The organism is Roseovarius sp. W115 (genome assembly GCF_032842945.2).
Classification (GTDB): Bacteria; Pseudomonadota; Alphaproteobacteria; order Rhodobacterales; family Rhodobacteraceae; genus Roseovarius; species Roseovarius rhodophyticola.
On record NZ_CP146606.1, the window covers coordinates 3,585,458 to 3,605,150 of the forward strand.

The following is a 19,693-nucleotide window of genomic DNA, read 5'->3' on the forward strand; positions in this document are numbered from 1 at the left end:
CCTGACCTAAATCAATGTATACGAGGAGATGCCGGGGATAAAATTCCCCGGCAATTGATGCGCATGAATGAGACCGTAAAAGTGACCGAAGCCAAAGCTGTCAAAGTCCCCACCCTGCCCGACGCCCAGACCGTGACAGAAGTCAAGCACTGGACGGACCGGCTGTTTTCCTTCCGTACCACGCGGCCTGCATCGCTGCGCTTCCGCTCGGGCGAGTTTGTGATGATCGGCCTCATGCAGACGGATGAGAAGACCGGCAAGGAAAAACCCCTTCTGCGCGCCTATTCCATCGCTTCGCCCTCCTGGGATGATGAGTTGGAGTTTTATTCGATCAAGGTGCAGGACGGCCCGCTCACATCACGGCTTCAGCACATCCAGCCGGGCGACCAGATCATTCTGCGCCCCAAACCGGTTGGCACGCTGGTGCATGACGCGCTTTTGCCGGGCAAACGGCTCTGGCTGTTTGCGACTGGCACCGGGTTCGCGCCCTTTGCCTCGCTTTTACGCGATCCGCAAACCTATGAGGATTACGACGAGGTCATCATCACCCATACCTGCCGCGAGGTGGGTGAGTTGACTTATGGCGCGGAGCTGATTGAGAGCATCCGCAGCGATGAAATGCTCGCCGAACTGATCGGCGAAGGCTTTGACGAGAAGCTGCGCTACTACCCCACCACCACCCGCGAAGAGAGCCCCAAAATGGGTCGCATCACCGATCTGATGCGCTCGGGCGAGGTGTTTGAGGATCTCGGCGTGGCTCCTCTGGCCCCCGAAACCGACCGCGCGATGGTCTGCGGCAACATGGCGTTTAACCTTGAGATCAAGGACATGCTGGAAGAATACGGCCTGCGCGAAGGGGCCAATTCAGATCCCAAGGAATACGTCGTCGAAAAGGCGTTTCTGGACTGAGGTTTTTGGCTTAGGTGTCCTGTTTTTGATCCTGGCGACCTCAACATCAACGCCGATCCGAAGGATCAAATCAGAATTTGCGCGGCAATGAAGCGGGTGTCTGGAATGACCCCCAAACCGCCGTATGCTGCGCTGCGCACCAGTGTCCGCTTTGCTTACTGTGACCACAAACAACCCTTTTCTGCGCAGGGACTCTGAAAAGGATCTATGTCCGACACATGTGGCCAAGCGATTGCTGCCCACTCGACGGTCATTTGCCTTTCTGTTACCAATGACGCAGGTTCGATCCTGCCCCATTGTCGAGGACAATATTATGCTGCGTTCAATGCTACTAACTGTCGTTCTAATTGCACCTCAGTGCCTGAATGCGAGCGAGAAAGTAGCCGTAACGAACTACTATGTTGTCAACCAAGAGCAGGTTCCTGCGGGAGAGAACGTTTTTTGGAAAGAAGACAACTACGGGACCTATACCGTTGAGGAGGGACCAATCGAGTCTGGATTTGTCCGGTGCGTGGGCTCAGGATTTGGTGGACCCAGCGGTGTCAACGGCAGCGGTGTCTGTGTTTACGGTGAAAACGAAGACACCTTCACCATGCGATGGGAGGTTGTTTCCTTCGGCTTCAACGAATGGCAGATCGTTGCATCTACCGGCAAATATTCCGGAATGACCGGAAGTGGAACGACCAAGACACGCGTGGCGTCGGAATACTTAGCGTTTCCGCACCGAATTTCTGACTGGGAAGGTGAACTCACCCTGCCCGATGGGGATTAAATTGAGACCTACAAAGCTTTAGAACAAGCTTGTTTGGGAAGCTGATAAAGTCGTCATTCAGACCATATCAGCATGTGCCGATACTGAGCTATCTGCGGCCAACTTCAAACTGCTCCGGAAGTTGTTTTTCAATAGTCTGGAATAAATTCGGGCCGAACCTTTGCGGCATGGCAAGAGGTCCGGCCCGAGTGTTTTGCGTCTGTTGAGACCTCGCGGTTGTCTTACAGCCCAAGCGCCTCGCGGACGGCTTTAAGCGCGCTCTCAAGCAGTTCAGGATTATCCTGCGCCGCCTTGAGGCTGGTGGTCAGGCCAGTTTTTTCCAACGCGCCCAAGTTTGAGCCGTCGATAAACTCAGTGACTTTATCAAGGTCAAACCCATCCACAGTCAAAAGCTCTGTGATGTCTGGTGTGGCATCACCGGCGGCGTCTGCCGTAGAGGACGCGGCCTCTTCGGTGTTGGTGTCCAGCGCAGCAGTCTCCGTTGCCTCTTCTGCGGCCTCCGCGGCCGTGTCAGCTGCGGTATCGGCTGCTTCACTTGCTGTGTCAGCCACAGAATCTGTTGCCTCGGCGGCGGTGTCTGCTGCTGCATCTGCGGCTTCGGCAGCTGTGTCAGCAGCGGCGTCGGCTGTTTCTGCAGCAGTATCCGTTGCTGCATCTACCGCACCTTCAGCGGCTTCAACCGCCTGATTGGCGGTATCCGCCGCTGCATCTGCTGCGCCTTCAGCCGCCTCGGTTACGGTATCGACAGCTTCTTGTGCCGTGTCTGCGGCGGCATCCGCCACCTCACCCGCCGTGTCTGCCGCCCCTTCCGCAAGGTTTTGCGTGCCTTCCACAGCGCCTTCCACGGCCTCTTCGGTTGCTGCGGCGGCATCGCTTGCGGCCTCTGTTGCAGTCTCAACTGCGCCTTCTGCCGCTTCCGTCACGGCCTCAGCCGCGTTCTCCACTGCCTCACCCGCAGCATCCGCAGCACTGTCCAGCGCTTCTGGTGCGTTTACATTCTCGCTGACGTCGCTTGCGATCTCCTGTGGTGACTTGCCGGAAAACAGCATGTACCCTCCGGCAATCACAATCAGTGCCACAAGAACCCAAAGCAGGTTTTTCATTTGTCTCATCCCCTTTTAAAGCAGTCTTTGCGCCTCATGCGCGAACTGCGATGTCTGTAGCTGTCAGATGCGCCCGAGCTTGAAAAGGTACAAGGGGAAATTCGACACCAATCGGCTCAGATCAGCCGATTTTGCCGCTTGAATCAGTCCCTCAGCGGCGTTAGGTTGCCACTTCAAGTCAAACCATAAGAAGGACCAAAGCCATAGCTCGCAGACCCCACAACGCGCCCCCTACGCGCGACACCGGACCGCGCATCAACGACCGCATCCGTTCCTCTGAAATCCGCCTCATCGGCGCCGAAGGAGAAAATGTAGGGGTTGTGACACCCGAACGAGCAATGGAGATGGCGGCAGACGCCGGTCTTGATCTGGTCGAGATTTCCCCAAATGCCGAACCTCCGGTCTGTAAGATCATGGACTACGGCAAGTACAAGTACGAACAGCAAAAACGCGAATCCGAGGCGCGCAAAAAGCAGAAGGTTATCGAGGTCAAAGAGGTCAAGTTCCGACCCAACACTGACACGCACGATTATGACGTGAAAATGCGCAACGTCTTTCGCTTTCTAGAGAACGGCGACAAGGTCAAAGTTACCTTGCGGTTCCGCGGCCGTGAAATGGCACATCAGGACCTGGGCCGCGACCTTTTACAGCGTGTTGCCGAGGATATAGAGGGCGTGGGCAAGATCGAAAACATGCCCAAAATGGAAGGCCGCCAGATGATTATGATCATTGGGCCTGGCGGCAAGTAACCTCAAACCTTTGAACTCAAAATGAAAAAGCGATCAGAAGCTATCTGGTCGCTTTTTTATTGTGAACACACATTGATTGCATCGTGGTCTTTGCTATCGTTTCAGGAGGCTTCTGAAGACAAACACGCGCCGGATCATCACTCTCTGGCAAAAGAATAATCAACCTGCAGCCCCAAAATCGGCTGCATATGTCTTGTGAAGCAAAGAAGAGACGAACAAACGTCCACAGCGGGGGAGACAACATGGCGCGAAGATGCAAAGCCCTTTGGGCTGGCGCTTTATGTTGCCTGGCGACAACAGCCAGCGCGGAACGGGCCAGCGACGGCCAGCTTAATCTCTATTACTGGCAAGCGCCGTCTATTCTAAACCCGTATCTGTCGGGTGGCAGCAAAGACATTGAGGCCGCCAGCCTGATCCTGGAACCCCTGGTGCGCTATGATGAAGCCGGTGCAATGGTGCCCTGGCTTGTGGATGACATCCCATCGTTGGAGAACGGTGGTGTGTCCGAAGATCTGACTTCTGTCACCTGGCGGCTCAGCGAAGGCCTTTTGTGGTCAGATGGAAGCCCGGTGACATCTGAGGATATCAAATTCACTTGGGAATACTGCACAGCCGAAGGCGGCGGGTGTGCGCAGTTTGAGAAGTTCGGCGGCATTTCTGCGATTGACACACCTGATGCGCTCACCGCAGTGGTGCGCTTTGAAGGCCCGAAACCTTTCCCCTACTCTGCATTTGTTGGCGGGTTGTCTCCTGTTTTGCAAAAGGCGCAATTTGCCGAGTGTCTTGGCCCCCGCGCCCAGGAATGCAGCGCCGAGAATTTCGCACCGATTGGCACCGGGCCCTTTGTCGTTGATGATTTTCGCCCCAATGACGTGGTGCAACTCTCGGCCAATCCCAATTACCGTGACCCGGTCAAACCTGCATTTGGCAGCGTTCTGATCAAAGGTGGCGGAAATGCCAGCACCGCAGGAAGCGCGGTGTTGGAGACCGGCGAATTTGACTATGGCTGGAATCTGCAGCTGGCGCCGGACGTTCTGGCCCGCATGGAAGCCGCGGGAAAGGGTCAAGTTGTCTCGGCTTTTGGCACGGTTGTGGAGCGGATCGTGCTCAACCTCACAGACCCATCACGCGAGCGAGGAGAAGCTCGTTCGACCGTTGCACACCCTCACCCGTTTCTGACTGACCCAGCTGTTCGCGAAGCGCTTAGCCTGGCGATTGATCGCGCGCTATTGGTTGAGATTGGCTATGGGCCTGCCGGGCGTGTGACGTGCAACGTCTTGCCCGCACCGGCGATTTATGTCTCGACCGCCAATGATGCCTGTCTGATGCAAGACATCTCAGGCGCTCAGACGCTCCTGGACGACGCGGGTTGGACCGACACTGATGGCGATGGCGTGCGGGACAAGGATGGCGTTGCCCTGCGCCTTCAGTTTCAAACCTCGACCAATGCCGTGCGGCAGGATTTCCAGGTTCTCATCAAACAATGGTGGGCCGAGATTGGTATCGACACACAGTTGCGCAACATTGATGCCAGCGTCTTTTTCGGCGGCGATCCTGGAAGCCCGGATACATTTCAAAAGTTCTTTGCCGATGTGCAGATGTTTGCCGGAAGCTTCGATGGCACCGATCCCGAGGCTTACATGTCAAGCTGGCGCTGCGACAAGATCCCGGCACCTGAAAACCAATGGCAAGGCAGCAATATCTCGCGGTTTTGTAGCGCAGACTATGACATGCTCGCCGACACAATGCGGCGCACCGGTGCCATGCACGAGCGCGCCGCCTTGGCCAAAACCATGAACGACGCTCTGGTCGGCGCGTTTGTCCTGCTGCCGCTTGTGGATCGCGGCCGTGTCTCCGCCCACGCCAATTCCCTGGGCGGTGTGCGGATCAACACCTGGGACACAGAGCTTTGGAACGCCGCCGATTGGGTGCGCAAGGACGGCAACTGAATGCACGTCGTGTGCGGAGTTGTTGAATGCTGAGCTATACGCTCCGCCGGCTCATCCTGACAGTGCCTACACTGCTTTTCATCGCTTTGGTTATCTTCTTGCTGCTGGAGCTGGCACCCGGTGATCCTATGGCGCAGGTGCCACTTACCGTGCCGCCCGAGGTCAAGGCGCAAATGCGCGAGGCCCTAGGTCTTGGCGAGGCGATGCACATCCGCTTTATCAAATGGCTGGTGCAGTTCTTCTGGATCGAGCCACAGGTCTTCATGGATCATATGTTCGGCACCTCCCTGTCCGAGGGCAAACTGCGCGTGCTCAGCTGGCAGCATCGCGGCCCGGTCATGGATGTGGTGGCAGAACGCCTGCCGCAGACGCTCTGGGTTGTGGGCACGGCCTATGTCGTGGGCATTCTCATCGCTCTACCCATCGGGATATACTCAGCCTACCGCCAGTACTCGGTGTTCGATCAGGCGGGCACATTCGTCACCATGATCGGCTATTCGATCCCGCCCTTTTTCAGCGGTCCGCTGGTGATTGCCCTTTTCTCGGTGCAGTTGGGCTGGTTCGACTTTGTCTATGACACCACCCACGAGGTCACTGACTGGGCCAGTTTCAAAGTGCAACTAAGCCAGATGGTCTTGCCGGTGATGGTTTTGTCCCTGCAGACCACCGCACAGATCAGCCGCTATATGCGCGCCACTATGCTGGACAATCTGAACCAGGATTATGTGCGCACCGCACGCGCCAAAGGTCTCTCTGAGGTGGTGGTGGTTCTGGTGCACGTTCTGCGCAACTCAATGATCCCTGTGGTCACGGTCATCGCCCTTGGCCTGCCTGCGGTCTTTGGCGGCGCGATCATCACCGAACAGCTGTTTTCCATCAACGGCATCGGCGCCCAGTTGATTGACGCGATCCGTGCCAATGATCTGCCGACGGTGCACACGCTGACTTTTATCTTTGCGGTGCTGATCGTTTTGGCCAACCTGCTTGCCGACATCCTGTACGGACTGCTCGATCCGAGGATTCGCTATGACTGAGCCGCATAAACCCTCTTCCAGTCTCTGGCGCGATGTCTGGCACGGCTTTGCACGACACCGCGGTGCGCTTCTGGGCGCTGTTGTATTTGGCCTCATCATCCTGACGGTTTTTCTCGGCCCATTCCTCTGGACGCTTGATCCCGGCTTTACCGATATCCGCGCGCGCAACCAAGGCCCAAGCTGGGCGCATCCCTTCGGCACCGACAATCTAGGCCGCGACACGCTGGCACGGGTCATGGCAGGCGGACAGATTTCCATCGCGGTCGGCCTGGCAGCCATGGCGCTTTCCATCGGTCTGGGCAGCTTGATCGGCGTGCTGGCGGGCATGTTCCGCTATCTCGATGGCCCGCTGATGCGGCTCACAGACCTTTTCTTGTCCCTACCTCTCCTGCCGTTGCTTTTGGTCATGATGCTGCTCTTTAATGAAAGCCTCACGGGCCTTCTGGGCCCTGAAACCGGCACGTTCATCCTCATCGTCGGCGCTATTGGCCTGACAAGCTGGATGCCCACAGCACGGATCGTGCGCGGCGATGTCCTTGCCCTGAAAGAACGCGAATTCGTGCTGGCTGCGCGCTCCATCGGTACATCACCCGCCAAACTCATCACGCGCCATATCCTGCCCAATGTGCTCTCGCCCATCCTGGTCTCCGCCACGCTGGGCATTGCCACGGCGATTATCACCGAAAGCGCGCTTAGCTTTCTCGGCTTCGGCTTCCCACCAGACTTCGCCACCTGGGGTCAGCTTCTCAAAGACGCGACCGTTTACCTGCAGGATTACCCCGAACGCGTGATCTGGCCCGGGCTGGCCATTTCCCTGACGGTGCTGAGCGTGAACTACATGGGCGACGGGCTGCGCGACGCGCTCGACCCGCGTGCCCGGCGCTAAGGTGGGATGCCTCCGGCGGGGATATTTTCGGCAAAGAGAAAGGCGGGGTCGCGACGTGTCTTTCTTCTTGCCAGAAATATCCCGGGGGTTTGGGGGCTGGCCCCCAAGTTTACCTGCGTTTTGGGGCTGACCCCCAGCAAAACCTACGACCCCTTCACACCGGCATCCGTTGCTCGACCACTTCCGCCCACCAGCTGCAGCCAAAGGGGATGGCATCGTCGCTGAAATTGTATTCCGGATGATGCACCGGGGCAGTCTGCCCATTGCCCATCAGGATATAGGCACCGGGCCGTTCCTCCAGCATGAAGGCGAAATCCTCGCCGCCCATGACGAGAGGCGCATCCTCGCATTGCCCGGTCACTTGTCGCGCAGCGTGGGCGGCAAACTCGGTCTGTTCGGCGTGGTTGGCCATCACTGGATAGTTGCGCTCATACTCCAATGTGATCGTCCCACCAAAGGCCTCGCCGATGTTCTCACACAGCGCGCGCATGCGCTTTTCAGTCAGATCGCGGATGGCCGGGCTGAGCGTGCGCACCGTGCCCATCAGCGTGACCTGTGAGGGAATGACATTGAACGTCTTCGAGGATGTCTCCATCGACGTCACGGAGACCACGGCATTCTCAATCGGATCAGCGTTGCGGCTCACAATGGTCTGCAGCGCATTCACCAACTGGGCCGTCATCACCACGGGGTCTATGGTTTCATGCGGTTTGGCGGCATGTCCGCCTTTGCCATCCACCACGATGTCAAACTTGTCGGTCGCGGCAAAAAATGGTCCGGGGCGAATGGCAAACGTGCCCTCCGGCACGCCGGGCCAGTTGTGCATGCCGTAAACTTCCTGAATGCCGAACCGGTCCATCAGCCCGTCTTGGCACATCTCGCGCCCGCCGCCGCCGCCCTCTTCGGCCGGTTGAAAGATCACCACCGCCGTGCCGTTGAAATTTCGCGTCTCCGCCAGGTACTTCGCCGCCCCCAAAAGCATCGCCGTGTGACCGTCATGCCCACAGGCATGCATCTTGCCGTCGGTTTTGGAGGCATAGTCGAGCCCGGTTTGCTCATGTATCGGCAGTGCGTCCATATCGGCACGCAGGCCAATAACCTTGCCCGATCCGCTTTCGCGCCCCTTGATCACGCCCACAACACCGGTGCGGCCAATGCCAGTCACCACCTCGTCACAGCCAAAGTCTTTGAGCTTTTCCTCGACCAAAGCGCTGGTGCGATGGGTGTCAAACATCAGCTCAGGATTTGCATGAATATCCCGTCGCCAGGCGGTGATTTCATCCTGCAGGTCGGCAAAGCGGTTTTTCACGGGCATGGGGCGTCCTTTCAGTCATATCCGCTGTCAGAGATCAGCACATGATGCCCCGGCGTCACCTCTTGGTAAATTGAAGGGCCGGGATCATGTCCGATCTTATGTATAGGTGAGGGAATTGGTTTGAAATTCAACTCATCATCTTTGATGCGCTGCTTGGGATTCGGGACCGGCACAGCGCTCAGCAAGGCTTTGGTATAGCTATGACGAGGATCGCGCAGCACCGCGTCGCGGGGTCCACGCTCAACAATGCGCCCCAGATACATAACCGCAATCTCATGGCTCATCTGCTCAACCACGGCCATGTCGTGGCTGATGAAGAGAAAAGACAGCCCCAAATCCGCCTGCAAGTCCCGCAACAGGCTCAGGACCTCGGCCTGCACACTGACATCCAGCGCGCTGACGGCCTCATCCGCCACAATCAGCTTGGGGCTCAACGCCAACGCGCGCGCAATCGCGACCCGTTGACGTTGCCCTCCGGAAAGTTCATGCGGATAGCGTTGCAAAAGGTCTTGCGGCAGGTGCACCCGGTCAAACAGCTCTGCAACACGGGCCTCTGTATCCTGACGTGGCATGGGCGCATAGTTCCACAGCGGCTCGGCCGCCTGATCTGCCACGCGGCGCTGCGGGTTGAGGCTGGCGTAAGGGTCCTGAAAAATCATCTGCATGCCCGACCGCGCCGTGCGCAGGCCCTGCGTGTTGAGCGCCAGAACATCCTGCCCATCGAACTGCACCGTGCCGGATGTCGGCTTAACCAGCCGCAGGATGGACCGGCCCACAGTGGATTTCCCACTGCCCGACTCGCCAACCAGCGCGAGTGTGCGCCCCGGTTGCAACGAGAAAGACACGTCCGTCACTGCGTGCAGCTCAGCCACCGTGCGGCGCAGCATACCTCCCTTCACCGCAAAGCGGGTTGTGAGGTTATTGACCTTAAGCAGCGGCGGACCTGTATCCGCCACCTCAGAGACAGTGCTCCCCTGCCCCAGACGTGGCACCGCCTTGAGAAGCGCCTTGGTGTAAGTCGCCTTTGGGCGCTCAAAGATGTCGTTGACCGGGCCTTCTTCCACCTTGCGCCCATCCTGCATGACCACCACACGGTCCGCCACTTGGGCCACCACGGCCATGTCATGCGTGATAAACAGGACCGCCGCGCCGGTTTCAGCCTTGAGCCGGTTGATCAGTGCCAGGATCTCGGCCTGCGTGGTCACATCAAGCGCCGTGGTCGGCTCATCCGCGATGAGCAGTCTGGGCCGACAGGCCAGCGCCATGGCAATCACAACACGCTGCCGCATCCCGCCCGAAAGCTCATGCGGATATTGCCGCAGACGCCGCTCCGGCTCTGGCAATCGCACTTGCTGCAACAAGTCCAGCGCTCGATCACGCGCCGCTTTGCGGCTTAGCCCTTCATGCTGCCGCAAACCTTCGGTGAGTTGCCGTTCCACCGTGAACACCGGATTGAGCGCGGTCATCGGCTCCTGAAAGATCATCGCTATGTCGTTGCCGCGCAGATGACGCATGGTGTCAGCAGTGGCTTGCGTCAGGTCCTGTGCTGTGCCTTCGGCCTCAAACCGAACCCGCCCGCCTGTGATCTCTCCGCCACCAAATTCGACCAGCCGCATCAGCGAAAGCGCCGAGACCGATTTGCCCGAGCCGGATTCACCGACGATACAGAGCGTCTCGCCCGGGAACACATCAAAAGAGACATCCTCCACCCCCGCGACCACACCCTGCCGTGTCGCAAAGCGCACTTGCAGGTTTTCGATCTTGGCGAGAGGACGGTCGAGCATGAGGGCCTGTGGCTCCGCTATGAATGCATCAGACGCTAGTGCTGCTACCGTCTGACGTCAAACAAGGCATGCTGCTTTATTTGGCTGGCAGAAACCGCGTGACCCCAACAGACGCCGCCCTTGCCAGATCTGCATCAAGCGACATGGGAATATACTCCCCCGCCTCCAGAGCTGCGACAGGTCATCGTAATGTCGGCTCAGGAAGTGACCCGACTGACCGGTGGAAATGATGAACACGCTGCTGTCCGGATCCGCGAAGTCATAGACCCCGCGATAAGCGGCGCCATGCACGTTGTGGAAAGGATCAGCTCCCTCTCCCGCCGTGCGCCCGCGCAAGAGCGTGTTATCGCCCCCGGAGGTGGACTGGCGAATGTTCACAAAATACCGCAGCACCGGGATATCTCCCAACACTTGATGATCATGGGTGGCCTGATGCGCATCGCCCCAGCGCAGGCTTTCCAGCGCGGTGCCATAGCGCTCATCAATCCACACAAGCGCGTCATCCAGCGCCAGCCGGGCAATGTCGGTGCAGGTCTCGGTGATGGTTGACTGCCGGATATCGCACCAGGCCGATGCACCGTCGATATCTCGGTAAACGCGCTCGATAAACACCGGATCGGGATGGGTGAACTCTTCGGCCAGCGGCCCCATGTCATCCTCGATGAGCCGCTCCTGCAGCGCGCGCAGCCAGGCAGCATAAATCAGCGGCTCAGGCAGATGCTCGTTCATCTCACCGTTCCAGCGTTGCAACAGGTCCAAAGCCCGCTGGCGTTGCCGTTCAGGCGTACCGTCAGGAGCAGCCTCGCCAGTGAACCAAAGGTCCTTGCCGATGAGGGGTAGAAGTGACCGCGCGGTGAAACTCACCGTATCAAGCTGTGCCTCGATAAAGCTGTCTCGCGTATGCACCTGCCGCGTCTGCATCAACCGCCGCCAGCGCAAAACGCGCTGCGTGTCGCCCCAGACATGGCTGACATGCTGTGGGAAAGGCCGGTCCACGGTTTTGTTGTTGGTATTGCCCAGCAAACCGCCTGCGGGGGCCACAAACTCCGGATTGGCCGAATAGGCATTTATCCCCTGCCAGCGGTTCTCTTCGATCCATCCCCGGCTGGGCATACGCCCCTGGCTTTCGTGGGCGGCATTGCGGCGTGGCATCGCCCCCACGGTTTTCATCGCAATCATGTTGCGGTCCACCACGGTCAGATTCTGCGACGGGGCCACGTATAGCTCGCCCGCGGCCAGCGCCTCGCGCACCGACTGCCCGCGCATCAACGCATAGCCCGCGCTCATGGTGGTGTCGCGATCCGACAACGCCGTCCAGGCCAGCGAGGCGACATGGCCAGCAGGTGTCACTTCGGCGAGGTTGTAGTGCGAGCCGGGGAGGACCGGGCCATTTTCGGTCCACCGCAAGGTCATCGTGACGGGTGTGGTATCCTTGATGCGGATAATCGAGCTTTCTGTGCGAAATGGCTGATACCCATCCGGGGTCAGATATTCCTGCGGGTTTTCGGGGTTGAGTTTTTCAACGTAAAGATCCTGATCATCTAGATAGGATGACGTAATCCCCCAGCCCAGCGTATCCGACCGCCCCGTCATGACAATCGGAATGCCCGGAATTGTGCCGCCGATAACCCCGCCGGTCTCAAGCTCAAGCCGCGCCAGATACCACATCGCCGGTGCGGTAAAGCCGAGATGCGGATCGTTGGCCAGTAGCGTCGCGCCAGCCGCAGAGCGTTTGGGCGCTGCCGCCCAGACATTGGAGGCTCCTGCATGTGCGCGCTTTTGGAACGGCGACAAGGGATGGTCTGGAATGCCGGTTCCCGTAGCTTGCGCAAAACTTTGCCCCTGTGGGAACAGCGACGCGTAGTCCGGCAACGCCGCGATGCCATTGCCCGGGGCCAACGGCATGATGTCGTTCAGTCGCGCGGCGTTGTTCAGCGCCAGCGAACTGCGCGCGTAAAGCACTTCTTCTTCCAGATGCGAGGACAGCTGCACCGACAGAAGTTTCAGAATGGCCAGCGAATCCGCAGGCTGCCAGGGTGAAATGGGTGAGTTGATAAAGAAAAGTTCCGGCGCGCCGCGCCCCAGGGCAAACGTGTTGATTTCACTCAGCCGCGCGTTGATCCCGGCTGAGTAAGCTGCCAGTGCAGCCTGCGTCTGGCTGTCCTGTGCGGCAACGGATGTCTTGGCGAGAGTATAGAGATCAAACCGGCGCATCAGCTTGTCGATCTCAACCGTGCGCACACCCAGCACTTCTGACAACCGCCCCTGCGCCGTGCGCCGCAGCATCACCATCTGCCACAGCCGGTCCTGCGCATGGGCATACCCCAGACCAAAGAACGTATCGCTGTCCTGCTGACCAAAGATATGCGGCACGTTGGAATTGTCGCGCACGATATCCATCGGCTGCGCAACGCCATCCGTGCCTAGCGTTTTCTGGTAATCCGGCAGCGACCGCGATAGCAGGTAGTAACTGATCAACACAGCAGCCAATCCCAGAAGGATCATCCCCCCTGCGATCCGGATCAGCCACACAAAAACTTGCGCCATACCTGCCTCGAATTACCTTGCATCTTGGGTCGGGATAGTCAGAAATCCCGCCCATGACAATGACCGCCTTAAGGCGCAAAGGGAGAATATCATGGCAAAGCTGGCATTTCTGGGCATGGGCGTAATGGGATACCCAATGGCAGGGCACCTGAAGGCCGCTGGTCATGAGGTATGCGTCTACAACCGAACCTTTGCCAAGGCCGAGGCTTGGGCCGCCCAACATGGCGGAACGGCCGCCAAAACGCCACGCGAGGCCGCGGCAGGCGCAGAGTTTGTCATGGCCTGTGTAGGCAATGATGATGATTTGCGCAGCGTCTGCACAGGCGACGATGGCGCGTTTGCAGGCATGTCCAAGGGGGCGATCTTTGTCGATCACACCACCGTTTCGGACACGGTCACACATGAGCTCTATGCCGTTGCCAAAGGTCACGGCCTCAACTTTGTCGACGCGCCAATTTCCGGTGGTCAGGCGGGTGCAGAGAACGCCCAGCTCGGCATCATGTGCGGCGGCGATCAAGATGCCTACGACGCGGCAGAGCCGGTGATGAATGTCTATGCCAAGCTCTGCAAACGCATTGGCGAGAGTGGCGCGGGCCAGGTCACCAAGATGTGCAACCAGATTGCTATTGCCGGGCTGGTTCAGGGCCTGTCAGAGGCCCTGCATTTTGCGGAAAAAGCCGGGCTTGATGGGCGTTCGGTGGTCGAGGTGATCAGCCAGGGCGCAGCAGGAAGCTGGCAGATGTCCAACCGCTACGAGACCATGCTGGATGATCACTTTGAACACGGGTTTGCCGTCGACTGGATGCGCAAGGACCTTGATATCTGCCTGACCAGCGCCGACAAAAACGGCGCCTCCCTGCCCGTCACAGCGCTTGTCGATCAGTTCTACAAGGACGTGCAAAAAATGGGTGGCGGGCGGTGGGATACCTCCAGCCTGTTTAAGCGCCTGCGCAAAATGGGCTGAGCGACGCCCGACCCAAAAGCTTTCAAAAAGCTTTTGGGAATTCCTTTCGCGAAGGAATTCCCACCCCGTTTGGGCAAGGTTACCCATGCGCGCGGCCCCATCCCTCCTCTACAACTATGCCTGCACAGCGCACCCATGTTTTTGGTGCGCCATAATTTTCAGCGTGGGAGGAGAAAATGAAACAGGTTTTGGCAGCAGCGTTCTGCATGGCGCTAGCCAGCACAGCACAGGCTGGAGGAACATACGACTCAACCGGCACTGTAGTTGGCCAATCCACCAGCAGCATTCACGCTCTGCAGGATGGTCATCTGGTGCTTGAACTGCGTTCGACCCATGACGCATTCCAAATGGCGGCGGCCGACCACCCCTTTTCGGGCATGAGCGGGTCCTGCACGGGTGCGGCAGAAATTCGCGGCGCATCTGCGACCGGTGGCGGCATGTGCGTCTACACCAGCGCAGATGGCAGCATGGCCGTCAATCGTTGGACAGTGACGGGACTGGGGGCCGACGGCGCATTTGAAGGGCATTGGGTCATGATCGCGGGCAATGGCAAGATGGAAGGGCTGACCGGGGGCGGAACCTATCGCAGTCTGACCAATCCAGAGACCGGCGCACAACACATCACACTCACGGGCGCGATAACGAAACCCTGATCCCGGGCGCAATTTCAGCCCCACTCACATTAAGAAGGACTCACATATGTTTGCGCGTGTTACGCATTTTCAGATGAAACCCGATATGGTCCAAGACGCGATTGCGCGGCTCGACCAGATGAAACCGGCCATCATGAACCTGCCGGGGCTGCATCAGTTCATCAATGCCATCAACGAGGACGGTAGCGGATGTGTGGTTGCATTGGTGGAAAGCAAGGAAATCTCAGATGCCAATGAAGACGCCGTGGCGCAGCTTTGGTCGCAATTTGCCGACCACCTCACCGCCCCTCCAGAGGCCTCTGGCTTTGATTTTGTGGCCAACTGGTCTGCGTGACCGAGTCAATGACCTCAAACGCGCCCGCTCTCTCCTCCAGATTGATCGGGCGTGTGGGGGCGGTGTTCAATTGCGAAGCTCAAACATGTGTTTGTCTTCCACGTTGAAGATCGCCCCAACCGTTTTGAACACAGACAAAGCGTCGTTCAGCGATTGCGCCGAATTCACACCCACCTTTTCGTAGACCGCCTGAATCTGGTTGCGGACAGTCTTTTCCGCCCGCCCCGTCGCTGCTGCAATCTCGGACGGGCTTTGTCCCGCAACCACGGCGCTACAAATCTCTGCCTCGCGTTGCGTCAGCTCAAACACATCCCGCAAGAGCCCTGTGTTCACCGGCTCATCACCGAGACTTCCCACGAAGATCGCATAGAGCCGGCGCGCATCGTAAAGATCCTGATCCGCCTCACCTGCATCCGCCATCGAGGGATGAAACGGCGCAATGCAAAGTGACACCGGCCCGTCATGCTCCTCCAGCCGCAACCCGGCAGGCACATTATTTTGCGCAAGACCTTCAATCTGACGGTAGACCGCGCTGGTGTTTCTTGGGTCGCTCAGCATCAGCTGACCCGATGCATTGGTGCGAAACAGGGCGTCCCGGTCCAAAAGCCGCTGACCGGCGGCATTGGAAAAGACCAGCCGCGCCTCGCGATCCGTGACCAGCATCGGCAAAGCGATGGCATCCAGAAAGCCCTGAAATGTCTCAGAGGCTTCCTTGGCCATCCGCAAGGCCCGTGCAATGCGCGTTGCACGCACCACATGGGGTGAGATCAGTTCAAACACCTGTTTGAGCGCCTCGGGGTCAGGAGTGTCATTGCTTTTCTCATTTTCGAAAAAGATGAACACCGCCTCGCGAAGCCCGCTCTGAGCAAATTTCAGCGACACCCAATGGCCAATTCCGGCCGGTTCCAAAACGGTCTTGTACGAAGTTGAGGATCTGAATTCCTCGTCCGTGAAAATCTCACGCGAGTAATAGACATCGCCAATCTGCGGATCGATGCGCTTCAGAAGCTCCCGGCGGTGGTCGTTCTGATCCTCGCCGATGCCGTGTACTTTGCCGTCTTTGGTGTGCTTGTCATAGACCTCTTGTGAGGCTGTGTTGAACCCATCAGGGTTATACATCCCGATGAATTTTTCGCCTTCCTGGGTGTAGACAGCCCCCATAAAGCCTTGGAATTTCTGGTTGAGCGTCACCAACAACTGCTGCCACTGCTTCGGCTCCAGCGCCGAGTCGTACACCACCCCGATTAAATCGCTCAGTTCCTGAAGTTCAGACCGCGTCTGCTCCATCTACCATACCCTACGTCACCCACGACAGGCAGACTGCGTCGAAGGCGCGAAAAAAGCAACGTTTTCGCAGCCTGGAAACGTCAGAGCTTTGGAAATCACGCCAATACGTGTTCCGTCACCGGTCGATTTCGCGCGTGTTCTTGGTAGGCTCCCTGTCGGATGACGCCCACCCTCCACCAAAGCCGAACTGTGTCGTGGCGGCCTCCCTGAGGTCAGGTGTGCTGCGCAGCAGCTCGGCCACACCGCGCGCAATCACCCGTCGTGTGGAGGCTGGTGCATGGGTGTGCTGAAGAGCAAGGGCCTCAAGAAGCCTGATGCGGGTGTCCAAAGTCAGAGCCTCATCCTCTGTCATGCGATCCAAAATCGACTGTGCCGCGGTCTTCCCTTCCAGCTCGATCCAAGCCGTCGCATAGGCCCCGAGATAGGGCAAATCCCGCGCAATCGCCGCATCCAGTTCTTGCGACAAATAAGGCCCAAAGCCGGGGTCTTGTGAAAGCCCCGCCAAAAGGATGCGAATAGGCAACAGATCACTATCCCCGGAATTCAGATCCTGCTTCAGGGTCGGGATCTGCGGCAGACGCGCGGCACGCAGAGCGCCGTAAGGCGCACGATCCAACTCTTGCAATGCCAGGCGGCGCAGGTCCGGGTTGGGGTCGTTGAGATAGCTTGAGAACATCGACAGTCTTTCGGCATCCGCACCAAAGGACCATTCGATCTGATGTTCCACAACATGGTCAATCACGCCTCGAAACCTGTCATCCAGAACCGCGAGCTCCAGCCACGATCCATAGGCCCCGTCCCGCGCCAGCAGAACCGTTTGAGTGGTCTGCTCAGACAGCCGCGCGCGTGTCGCGGGGCTTACCCCCACGGGAACGCTGGCGGTATCAGGGCCCAAAAGCGCCTTTATCGGTTTGTACCTGGTGGGATCAGCCGGGTCAGGCCGCGCGACCACGATATGTTCTGTGGCCAGCAGGATATCCACCAGAGTCGGGTCTGGGACATAGCCGTGAAACGCGCAAGCCTCTGCGCTTTGCCCGGCGCCTAGGCTGATCATGCCGCCAAGAAGCCATGCTGCGATACCTGTTCGTCTCATGCCCGTTCACCACCTCATCCACGGCGCAAAATATCCGTCTTCGCGACCTGCGCCCTTGCATCATGATTAGCATACATTCACAGCCGATGGCCTGTCACATTTGGGTGTGCTCTGTCATTTCAGCGGCGGGTATTCGCGCCTCAAAGCCCTAGCTTGTCACGCATAAAGGCCAGAGCCACCGACAGGCCATCAGGCGCGATGCCATGACCGGTGCCCTTCATGATATGCGCGTAGACATCAGTCCATCCAGCCCCCTGCAGAGCCTCAGCAGCCTCCGGCAAGGATTGCGGCGGCACCACATCATCGGCATCGCCGTGCACCAAAAGCACCGGTGGTCGGCTGACCACTTCATCAGCGAGAAGATCAGGCTGCAACAATCGGCCCGAAAAGGCCACGATCCCTGCCACCGGGTCCTCCCGGCGCGGGGCCACATGCAACGCCATCATCGTGCCTTGGGAAAAGCCAAACAGCACGACTTGCTCAGGCAGAACGTCTTCATCGACCATAAGCGCATCGAGAAAAGCGTCCACGTCCGCGGCAGAGGCCCGAAACGCGGTTTCCGCCGCATCATCGCTGGAGCCGTCAATCCAAGGGATGGGCGACCATTGAAATCCGAACGGAGCACCAGGAATCGTTTCCGGCGCATCGGGGGCGACGAACAGCGTATCCGGCAGGTGTTCTCCCAACGGGTCTGCAAGCCCCAAAAGATCCGCCCCATTGGCCCCATAGCCATGCAAAAACACCACAACCGACCGGGTTGTCCCGGAAAGCGGCTCTTTGCGACCTGCATTCAAAACACGTGTCATGGGGGCTCTTCCTTCGTTTATGTGAAACGGGTGTAGGGGGTCAGCGAGAGAGGTTCAACTGTTAGTCTATGGCTCGAACGACTGCATCCACCACTCTTTCCGCGTGGATTTGCAATGCCAAAAACGCTTCTCGAACCAGCTATAGCGTTGCCAGCTTCTTTGTGAGATCAGCGCCCGTTGTCTTGATGTCCCCGAAAGAGTATTCATCTTGTATCAAAGCAGGGCCCGGGCTTCGACACGTTTTCCAATATACAATTGCGTAAGCCCTTCGGCTTTTTCCCGCCGCTCAGTTTGGTCCATGTAGTCTTCGACGAGAGCGCTATCGAACGCCTTGCGCAGACGTTCCAACTGTTCAGCAATGGCATGACGTACATCATCATCTGTGCCGGCCGCACCTGCTGCTGAATTGCACAACAAACAACCGCGTGCCTCATCAGACGGGACCATGTCAAAAAAGCGCCTGATGCGGTCCTGACCTGTATCGCCGGACCGGGTCAGCACATCAATTCCGGGATCAACGAATTTTGTCACATAAAGCGCAAGCGCCTTGAGAAACAGTTTTTTCTTCGACCCGAATTCCTGGTATAAAGACCCTCGTTGAATGCCCATGGCGCTTTGCAAGTCTGACAAGCTCGCCAAATCATATCCAGCCCGCCAGAAAACATGCATGGCCGCGTCAAGTGCGACGTCTGGGTCAAATGAATACGGGCGTGCCATGGTTTCGTACGTTTACAATCTCTGCTTAAGGCTGGCATAGGCCAGCGCTTCATCTTGTGCATCCTATAGCCCATGTTGACCAAGTGATCAACAATTCACAAAACCGTGTTCGGCTCATTGAGTTGTTGACCATTCGGTCACTTTGATCTCATATGACATTCGCAACGTGCTTCCCAAGCATTCGCACCCAAACAACATGACCCGCTAAAAATGGAGATTTACTCATGAAAAAGACACTGATTGCATTTGGCCTCGCCCTTTCATTTGCCGCATCCAGCCCCGCGGTCGCCTATGACATCACCTCAACCGCACCGGTCAATGTCAGTGCTGCCAAGATCGCGCTGAAAAGCCATGACCCCGTCGCCTATTTCACAGTGGGCAAGCCCGTACTGGGCAGCGAGAAATATTCCGCCGAGCATGAAGGCGCCATCTATCGCTTTTCATCTGCGGAAAACATGGAAACATTCAAAGCAGACCCTGCCAAATATGCCCCTCAACATGGCGGTTTCTGCCGCATGGGTGCAGCACTCGGCAAGAAGCTTGATGGCGACCCAACATTGTTCCGCGTCGATGACGGCAAGCTGTCTGTCTACTCCTATCCTGCGGCTTTGGAAGGATATAGCAAGGATGTGTCCGGCAACGGCGCAAACGCGGATGCCAACTGGCCCGAGATCAAGAACAAAGCTCCTAAAGATCTCTGAACAAAAGAGACGTGATGCGGGTTATGCCGCATGACCTCTAAGCCTGAAGCGGTTCGTCTCAGTTCGAGCAATCGCTTCAGGACACCAAAG

Annotated in this window: 17 protein-coding genes and 1 pseudogene; 10 read left to right on the top strand and 8 right to left on the bottom strand. The window is 58.0% G+C overall.

Annotated elements, in window-relative coordinates:
• The first annotated feature begins 63 nt into the window (after window positions 1-63).
• Together RZS32_RS18250 and RZS32_RS18255 are read left to right on the top strand one after the other, a co-directional pair.
• The gene (locus tag RZS32_RS18250) at window positions 64-909 is read left to right on the top strand and encodes a ferredoxin--NADP reductase (protein ID WP_317054970.1); all 846 of its coding nucleotides are present in this window, start codon (window positions 64-66) and stop codon (window positions 907-909) included.
• 313 nt (window positions 910-1,222) lie between these two features.
• A complete protein-coding gene (locus RZS32_RS18255) occupies window positions 1,223-1,681 on the top strand; it encodes a hypothetical protein (RefSeq protein WP_317054971.1) in 459 nt (152 codons plus the stop codon).
• A 221-nt stretch (window positions 1,682-1,902) separates the two neighbouring features.
• Here the strand turns inward: RZS32_RS18255 and RZS32_RS18260 are convergent, their stop codons facing one another.
• Window positions 1,903-2,784, bottom strand: a complete 882-nt coding sequence (locus tag RZS32_RS18260) for a translation initiation factor 3 (RefSeq protein ID WP_317054972.1) — start codon at window positions 2,782-2,784, stop codon at window positions 1,903-1,905.
• 203 nt (window positions 2,785-2,987) lie between these two features.
• On the opposite strand from RZS32_RS18260, the gene infC reads away from it, so the two are divergent.
• The 4 genes from infC to RZS32_RS18280 all read left to right on the top strand — a co-directional run bounded on the left by infC (window position 2,988) and on the right by RZS32_RS18280 (window position 7,402).
• Window positions 2,988-3,533, top strand: coding sequence for a translation initiation factor IF-3 (gene infC / locus RZS32_RS18265; protein ID WP_422395973.1), 546 nt, complete (start codon window positions 2,988-2,990; stop codon window positions 3,531-3,533).
• Between the two features lie 242 nt (window positions 3,534-3,775).
• Entirely contained in the window at window positions 3,776-5,482 is a 1,707-nt protein-coding gene (locus RZS32_RS18270; protein WP_317054973.1) for a peptide ABC transporter substrate-binding protein, read from the top strand.
• 26 nt (window positions 5,483-5,508) lie between these two features.
• Window positions 5,509-6,516 carry an ABC transporter permease gene (locus RZS32_RS18275; RefSeq protein ID WP_317054974.1) on the top strand — a complete coding sequence of 336 codons (1,008 nt, stop codon included), beginning with the start codon at window positions 5,509-5,511 and terminating at the stop codon, window positions 6,514-6,516.
• The gene (locus tag RZS32_RS18280) at window positions 6,509-7,402 is read left to right on the top strand and encodes an ABC transporter permease (protein WP_317054975.1); all 894 of its coding nucleotides are present in this window, start codon (window positions 6,509-6,511) and stop codon (window positions 7,400-7,402) included. The genes RZS32_RS18275 and RZS32_RS18280 overlap by 8 nt, the downstream gene beginning before the upstream one ends.
• A gap of 154 nt (window positions 7,403-7,556) precedes the next feature.
• On the opposite strand, the gene RZS32_RS18285 is transcribed toward RZS32_RS18280, so the two are convergent.
• The 3 genes and pseudogenes from RZS32_RS18285 to RZS32_RS18295 form a co-directional block, all read right to left on the bottom strand.
• A complete protein-coding gene (locus RZS32_RS18285; RefSeq protein WP_317054976.1) occupies window positions 7,557-8,717 on the bottom strand; it encodes a M20 aminoacylase family protein in 1,161 nt (386 codons plus the stop codon).
• An 11-nt stretch (window positions 8,718-8,728) separates the two neighbouring features.
• Entirely contained in the window at window positions 8,729-10,501 is a 1,773-nt protein-coding gene (locus RZS32_RS18290; RefSeq protein ID WP_317054977.1) for an ABC transporter ATP-binding protein, read from the bottom strand.
• A 76-nt stretch (window positions 10,502-10,577) separates the two neighbouring features.
• Window positions 10,578-13,048: pseudogene (locus RZS32_RS18295) on the bottom strand (penicillin acylase family protein).
• Between the two features lie 91 nt (window positions 13,049-13,139).
• Here RZS32_RS18295 and RZS32_RS18300 point away from each other — a divergent pair.
• The 3 genes from RZS32_RS18300 (at window position 13,140) to RZS32_RS18310 (ending at window position 14,999) form a co-directional block, all read left to right on the top strand.
• Window positions 13,140-14,012 (top strand): NAD(P)-dependent oxidoreductase, encoded by an 873-nt coding sequence (locus RZS32_RS18300; protein WP_317054979.1) that lies wholly within the window; start codon window positions 13,140-13,142, stop codon window positions 14,010-14,012.
• A 176-nt stretch (window positions 14,013-14,188) separates the two neighbouring features.
• The gene (locus RZS32_RS18305; protein WP_317054980.1) at window positions 14,189-14,665 is read left to right on the top strand and encodes a hypothetical protein; all 477 of its coding nucleotides are present in this window, start codon (window positions 14,189-14,191) and stop codon (window positions 14,663-14,665) included.
• A 46-nt stretch (window positions 14,666-14,711) separates the two neighbouring features.
• On the top strand, window positions 14,712-14,999 hold the full coding sequence (locus tag RZS32_RS18310) for a hypothetical protein (RefSeq protein ID WP_317054981.1): 288 nt from the start codon (window positions 14,712-14,714) through the stop codon (window positions 14,997-14,999).
• A 66-nt stretch (window positions 15,000-15,065) separates the two neighbouring features.
• On the opposite strand, the gene RZS32_RS18315 is transcribed toward RZS32_RS18310, so the two are convergent.
• From RZS32_RS18315 to RZS32_RS18330, 4 genes are all read right to left on the bottom strand, one after another.
• The gene (locus RZS32_RS18315) at window positions 15,066-16,286 is read right to left on the bottom strand and encodes a helix-turn-helix transcriptional regulator (RefSeq protein ID WP_317054982.1); all 1,221 of its coding nucleotides are present in this window, start codon (window positions 16,284-16,286) and stop codon (window positions 15,066-15,068) included.
• Between the two features lie 115 nt (window positions 16,287-16,401).
• Complete coding sequence (locus tag RZS32_RS18320; protein WP_317054983.1) at window positions 16,402-17,379, bottom strand: hypothetical protein; 978 nt, start codon at window positions 17,377-17,379, stop codon at window positions 16,402-16,404.
• Between the two features lie 140 nt (window positions 17,380-17,519).
• Window positions 17,520-18,185, bottom strand: a complete 666-nt coding sequence (locus tag RZS32_RS18325) for an alpha/beta hydrolase (protein WP_317054984.1) — start codon at window positions 18,183-18,185, stop codon at window positions 17,520-17,522.
• Between the two features lie 213 nt (window positions 18,186-18,398).
• Window positions 18,399-18,902 (bottom strand): TetR/AcrR family transcriptional regulator, encoded by a 504-nt coding sequence (locus RZS32_RS18330; RefSeq protein ID WP_317054985.1) that lies wholly within the window; start codon window positions 18,900-18,902, stop codon window positions 18,399-18,401.
• A gap of 224 nt (window positions 18,903-19,126) precedes the next feature.
• Here RZS32_RS18330 and RZS32_RS18335 point away from each other — a divergent pair, with 224 nt between their 5' ends.
• Complete coding sequence (locus RZS32_RS18335) at window positions 19,127-19,603, top strand: YHS domain-containing (seleno)protein (RefSeq protein ID WP_317054986.1); 477 nt, start codon at window positions 19,127-19,129, stop codon at window positions 19,601-19,603.
• Window positions 19,604-19,693: the final 90 nt, after the last annotated feature.

Bases quoted from the DNA above. Each gene is read 5' to 3' on its own strand.
- RZS32_RS18255 (WP_317054971.1), top strand. From the start codon at position 1,223: ATGCTGCGTTCAATGCTACTAACTGTCGTTCTAATTGCACCTCAGTGC.
- RZS32_RS18290 (WP_317054977.1), bottom strand. From the start codon at position 10,501: ATGCTCGACCGTCCTCTCGCCAAGATCGAAAACCTGCAAGTGCGCTTT.
- RZS32_RS18285 (WP_317054976.1), bottom strand. From the start codon at position 8,717: ATGCCCGTGAAAAACCGCTTTGCCGACCTGCAGGATGAAATCACCGCC.
- RZS32_RS18325 (WP_317054984.1), bottom strand. From the start codon at position 18,185: ATGACACGTGTTTTGAATGCAGGTCGCAAAGAGCCGCTTTCCGGGACA.
- RZS32_RS18320 (WP_317054983.1), bottom strand. From the start codon at position 17,379: ATGAGACGAACAGGTATCGCAGCATGGCTTCTTGGCGGCATGATCAGC.
- RZS32_RS18270 (WP_317054973.1), top strand. From the start codon at position 3,776: ATGGCGCGAAGATGCAAAGCCCTTTGGGCTGGCGCTTTATGTTGCCTG.
- RZS32_RS18310 (WP_317054981.1), top strand. From the start codon at position 14,712: ATGTTTGCGCGTGTTACGCATTTTCAGATGAAACCCGATATGGTCCAA.
- RZS32_RS18315 (WP_317054982.1), bottom strand. From the start codon at position 16,286: ATGGAGCAGACGCGGTCTGAACTTCAGGAACTGAGCGATTTAATCGGG.
- RZS32_RS18275 (WP_317054974.1), top strand. From the start codon at position 5,509: ATGCTGAGCTATACGCTCCGCCGGCTCATCCTGACAGTGCCTACACTG.
- RZS32_RS18305 (WP_317054980.1), top strand. From the start codon at position 14,189: ATGAAACAGGTTTTGGCAGCAGCGTTCTGCATGGCGCTAGCCAGCACA.
- RZS32_RS18280 (WP_317054975.1), top strand. From the start codon at position 6,509: ATGACTGAGCCGCATAAACCCTCTTCCAGTCTCTGGCGCGATGTCTGG.
- RZS32_RS18330 (WP_317054985.1), bottom strand. From the start codon at position 18,902: ATGGCACGCCCGTATTCATTTGACCCAGACGTCGCACTTGACGCGGCC.
- RZS32_RS18335 (WP_317054986.1), top strand. From the start codon at position 19,127: ATGAAAAAGACACTGATTGCATTTGGCCTCGCCCTTTCATTTGCCGCA.
- RZS32_RS18300 (WP_317054979.1), top strand. From the start codon at position 13,140: ATGGCAAAGCTGGCATTTCTGGGCATGGGCGTAATGGGATACCCAATG.
- RZS32_RS18260 (WP_317054972.1), bottom strand. From the start codon at position 2,784: ATGAAAAACCTGCTTTGGGTTCTTGTGGCACTGATTGTGATTGCCGGA.
- RZS32_RS18250 (WP_317054970.1), top strand. From the start codon at position 64: ATGAATGAGACCGTAAAAGTGACCGAAGCCAAAGCTGTCAAAGTCCCC.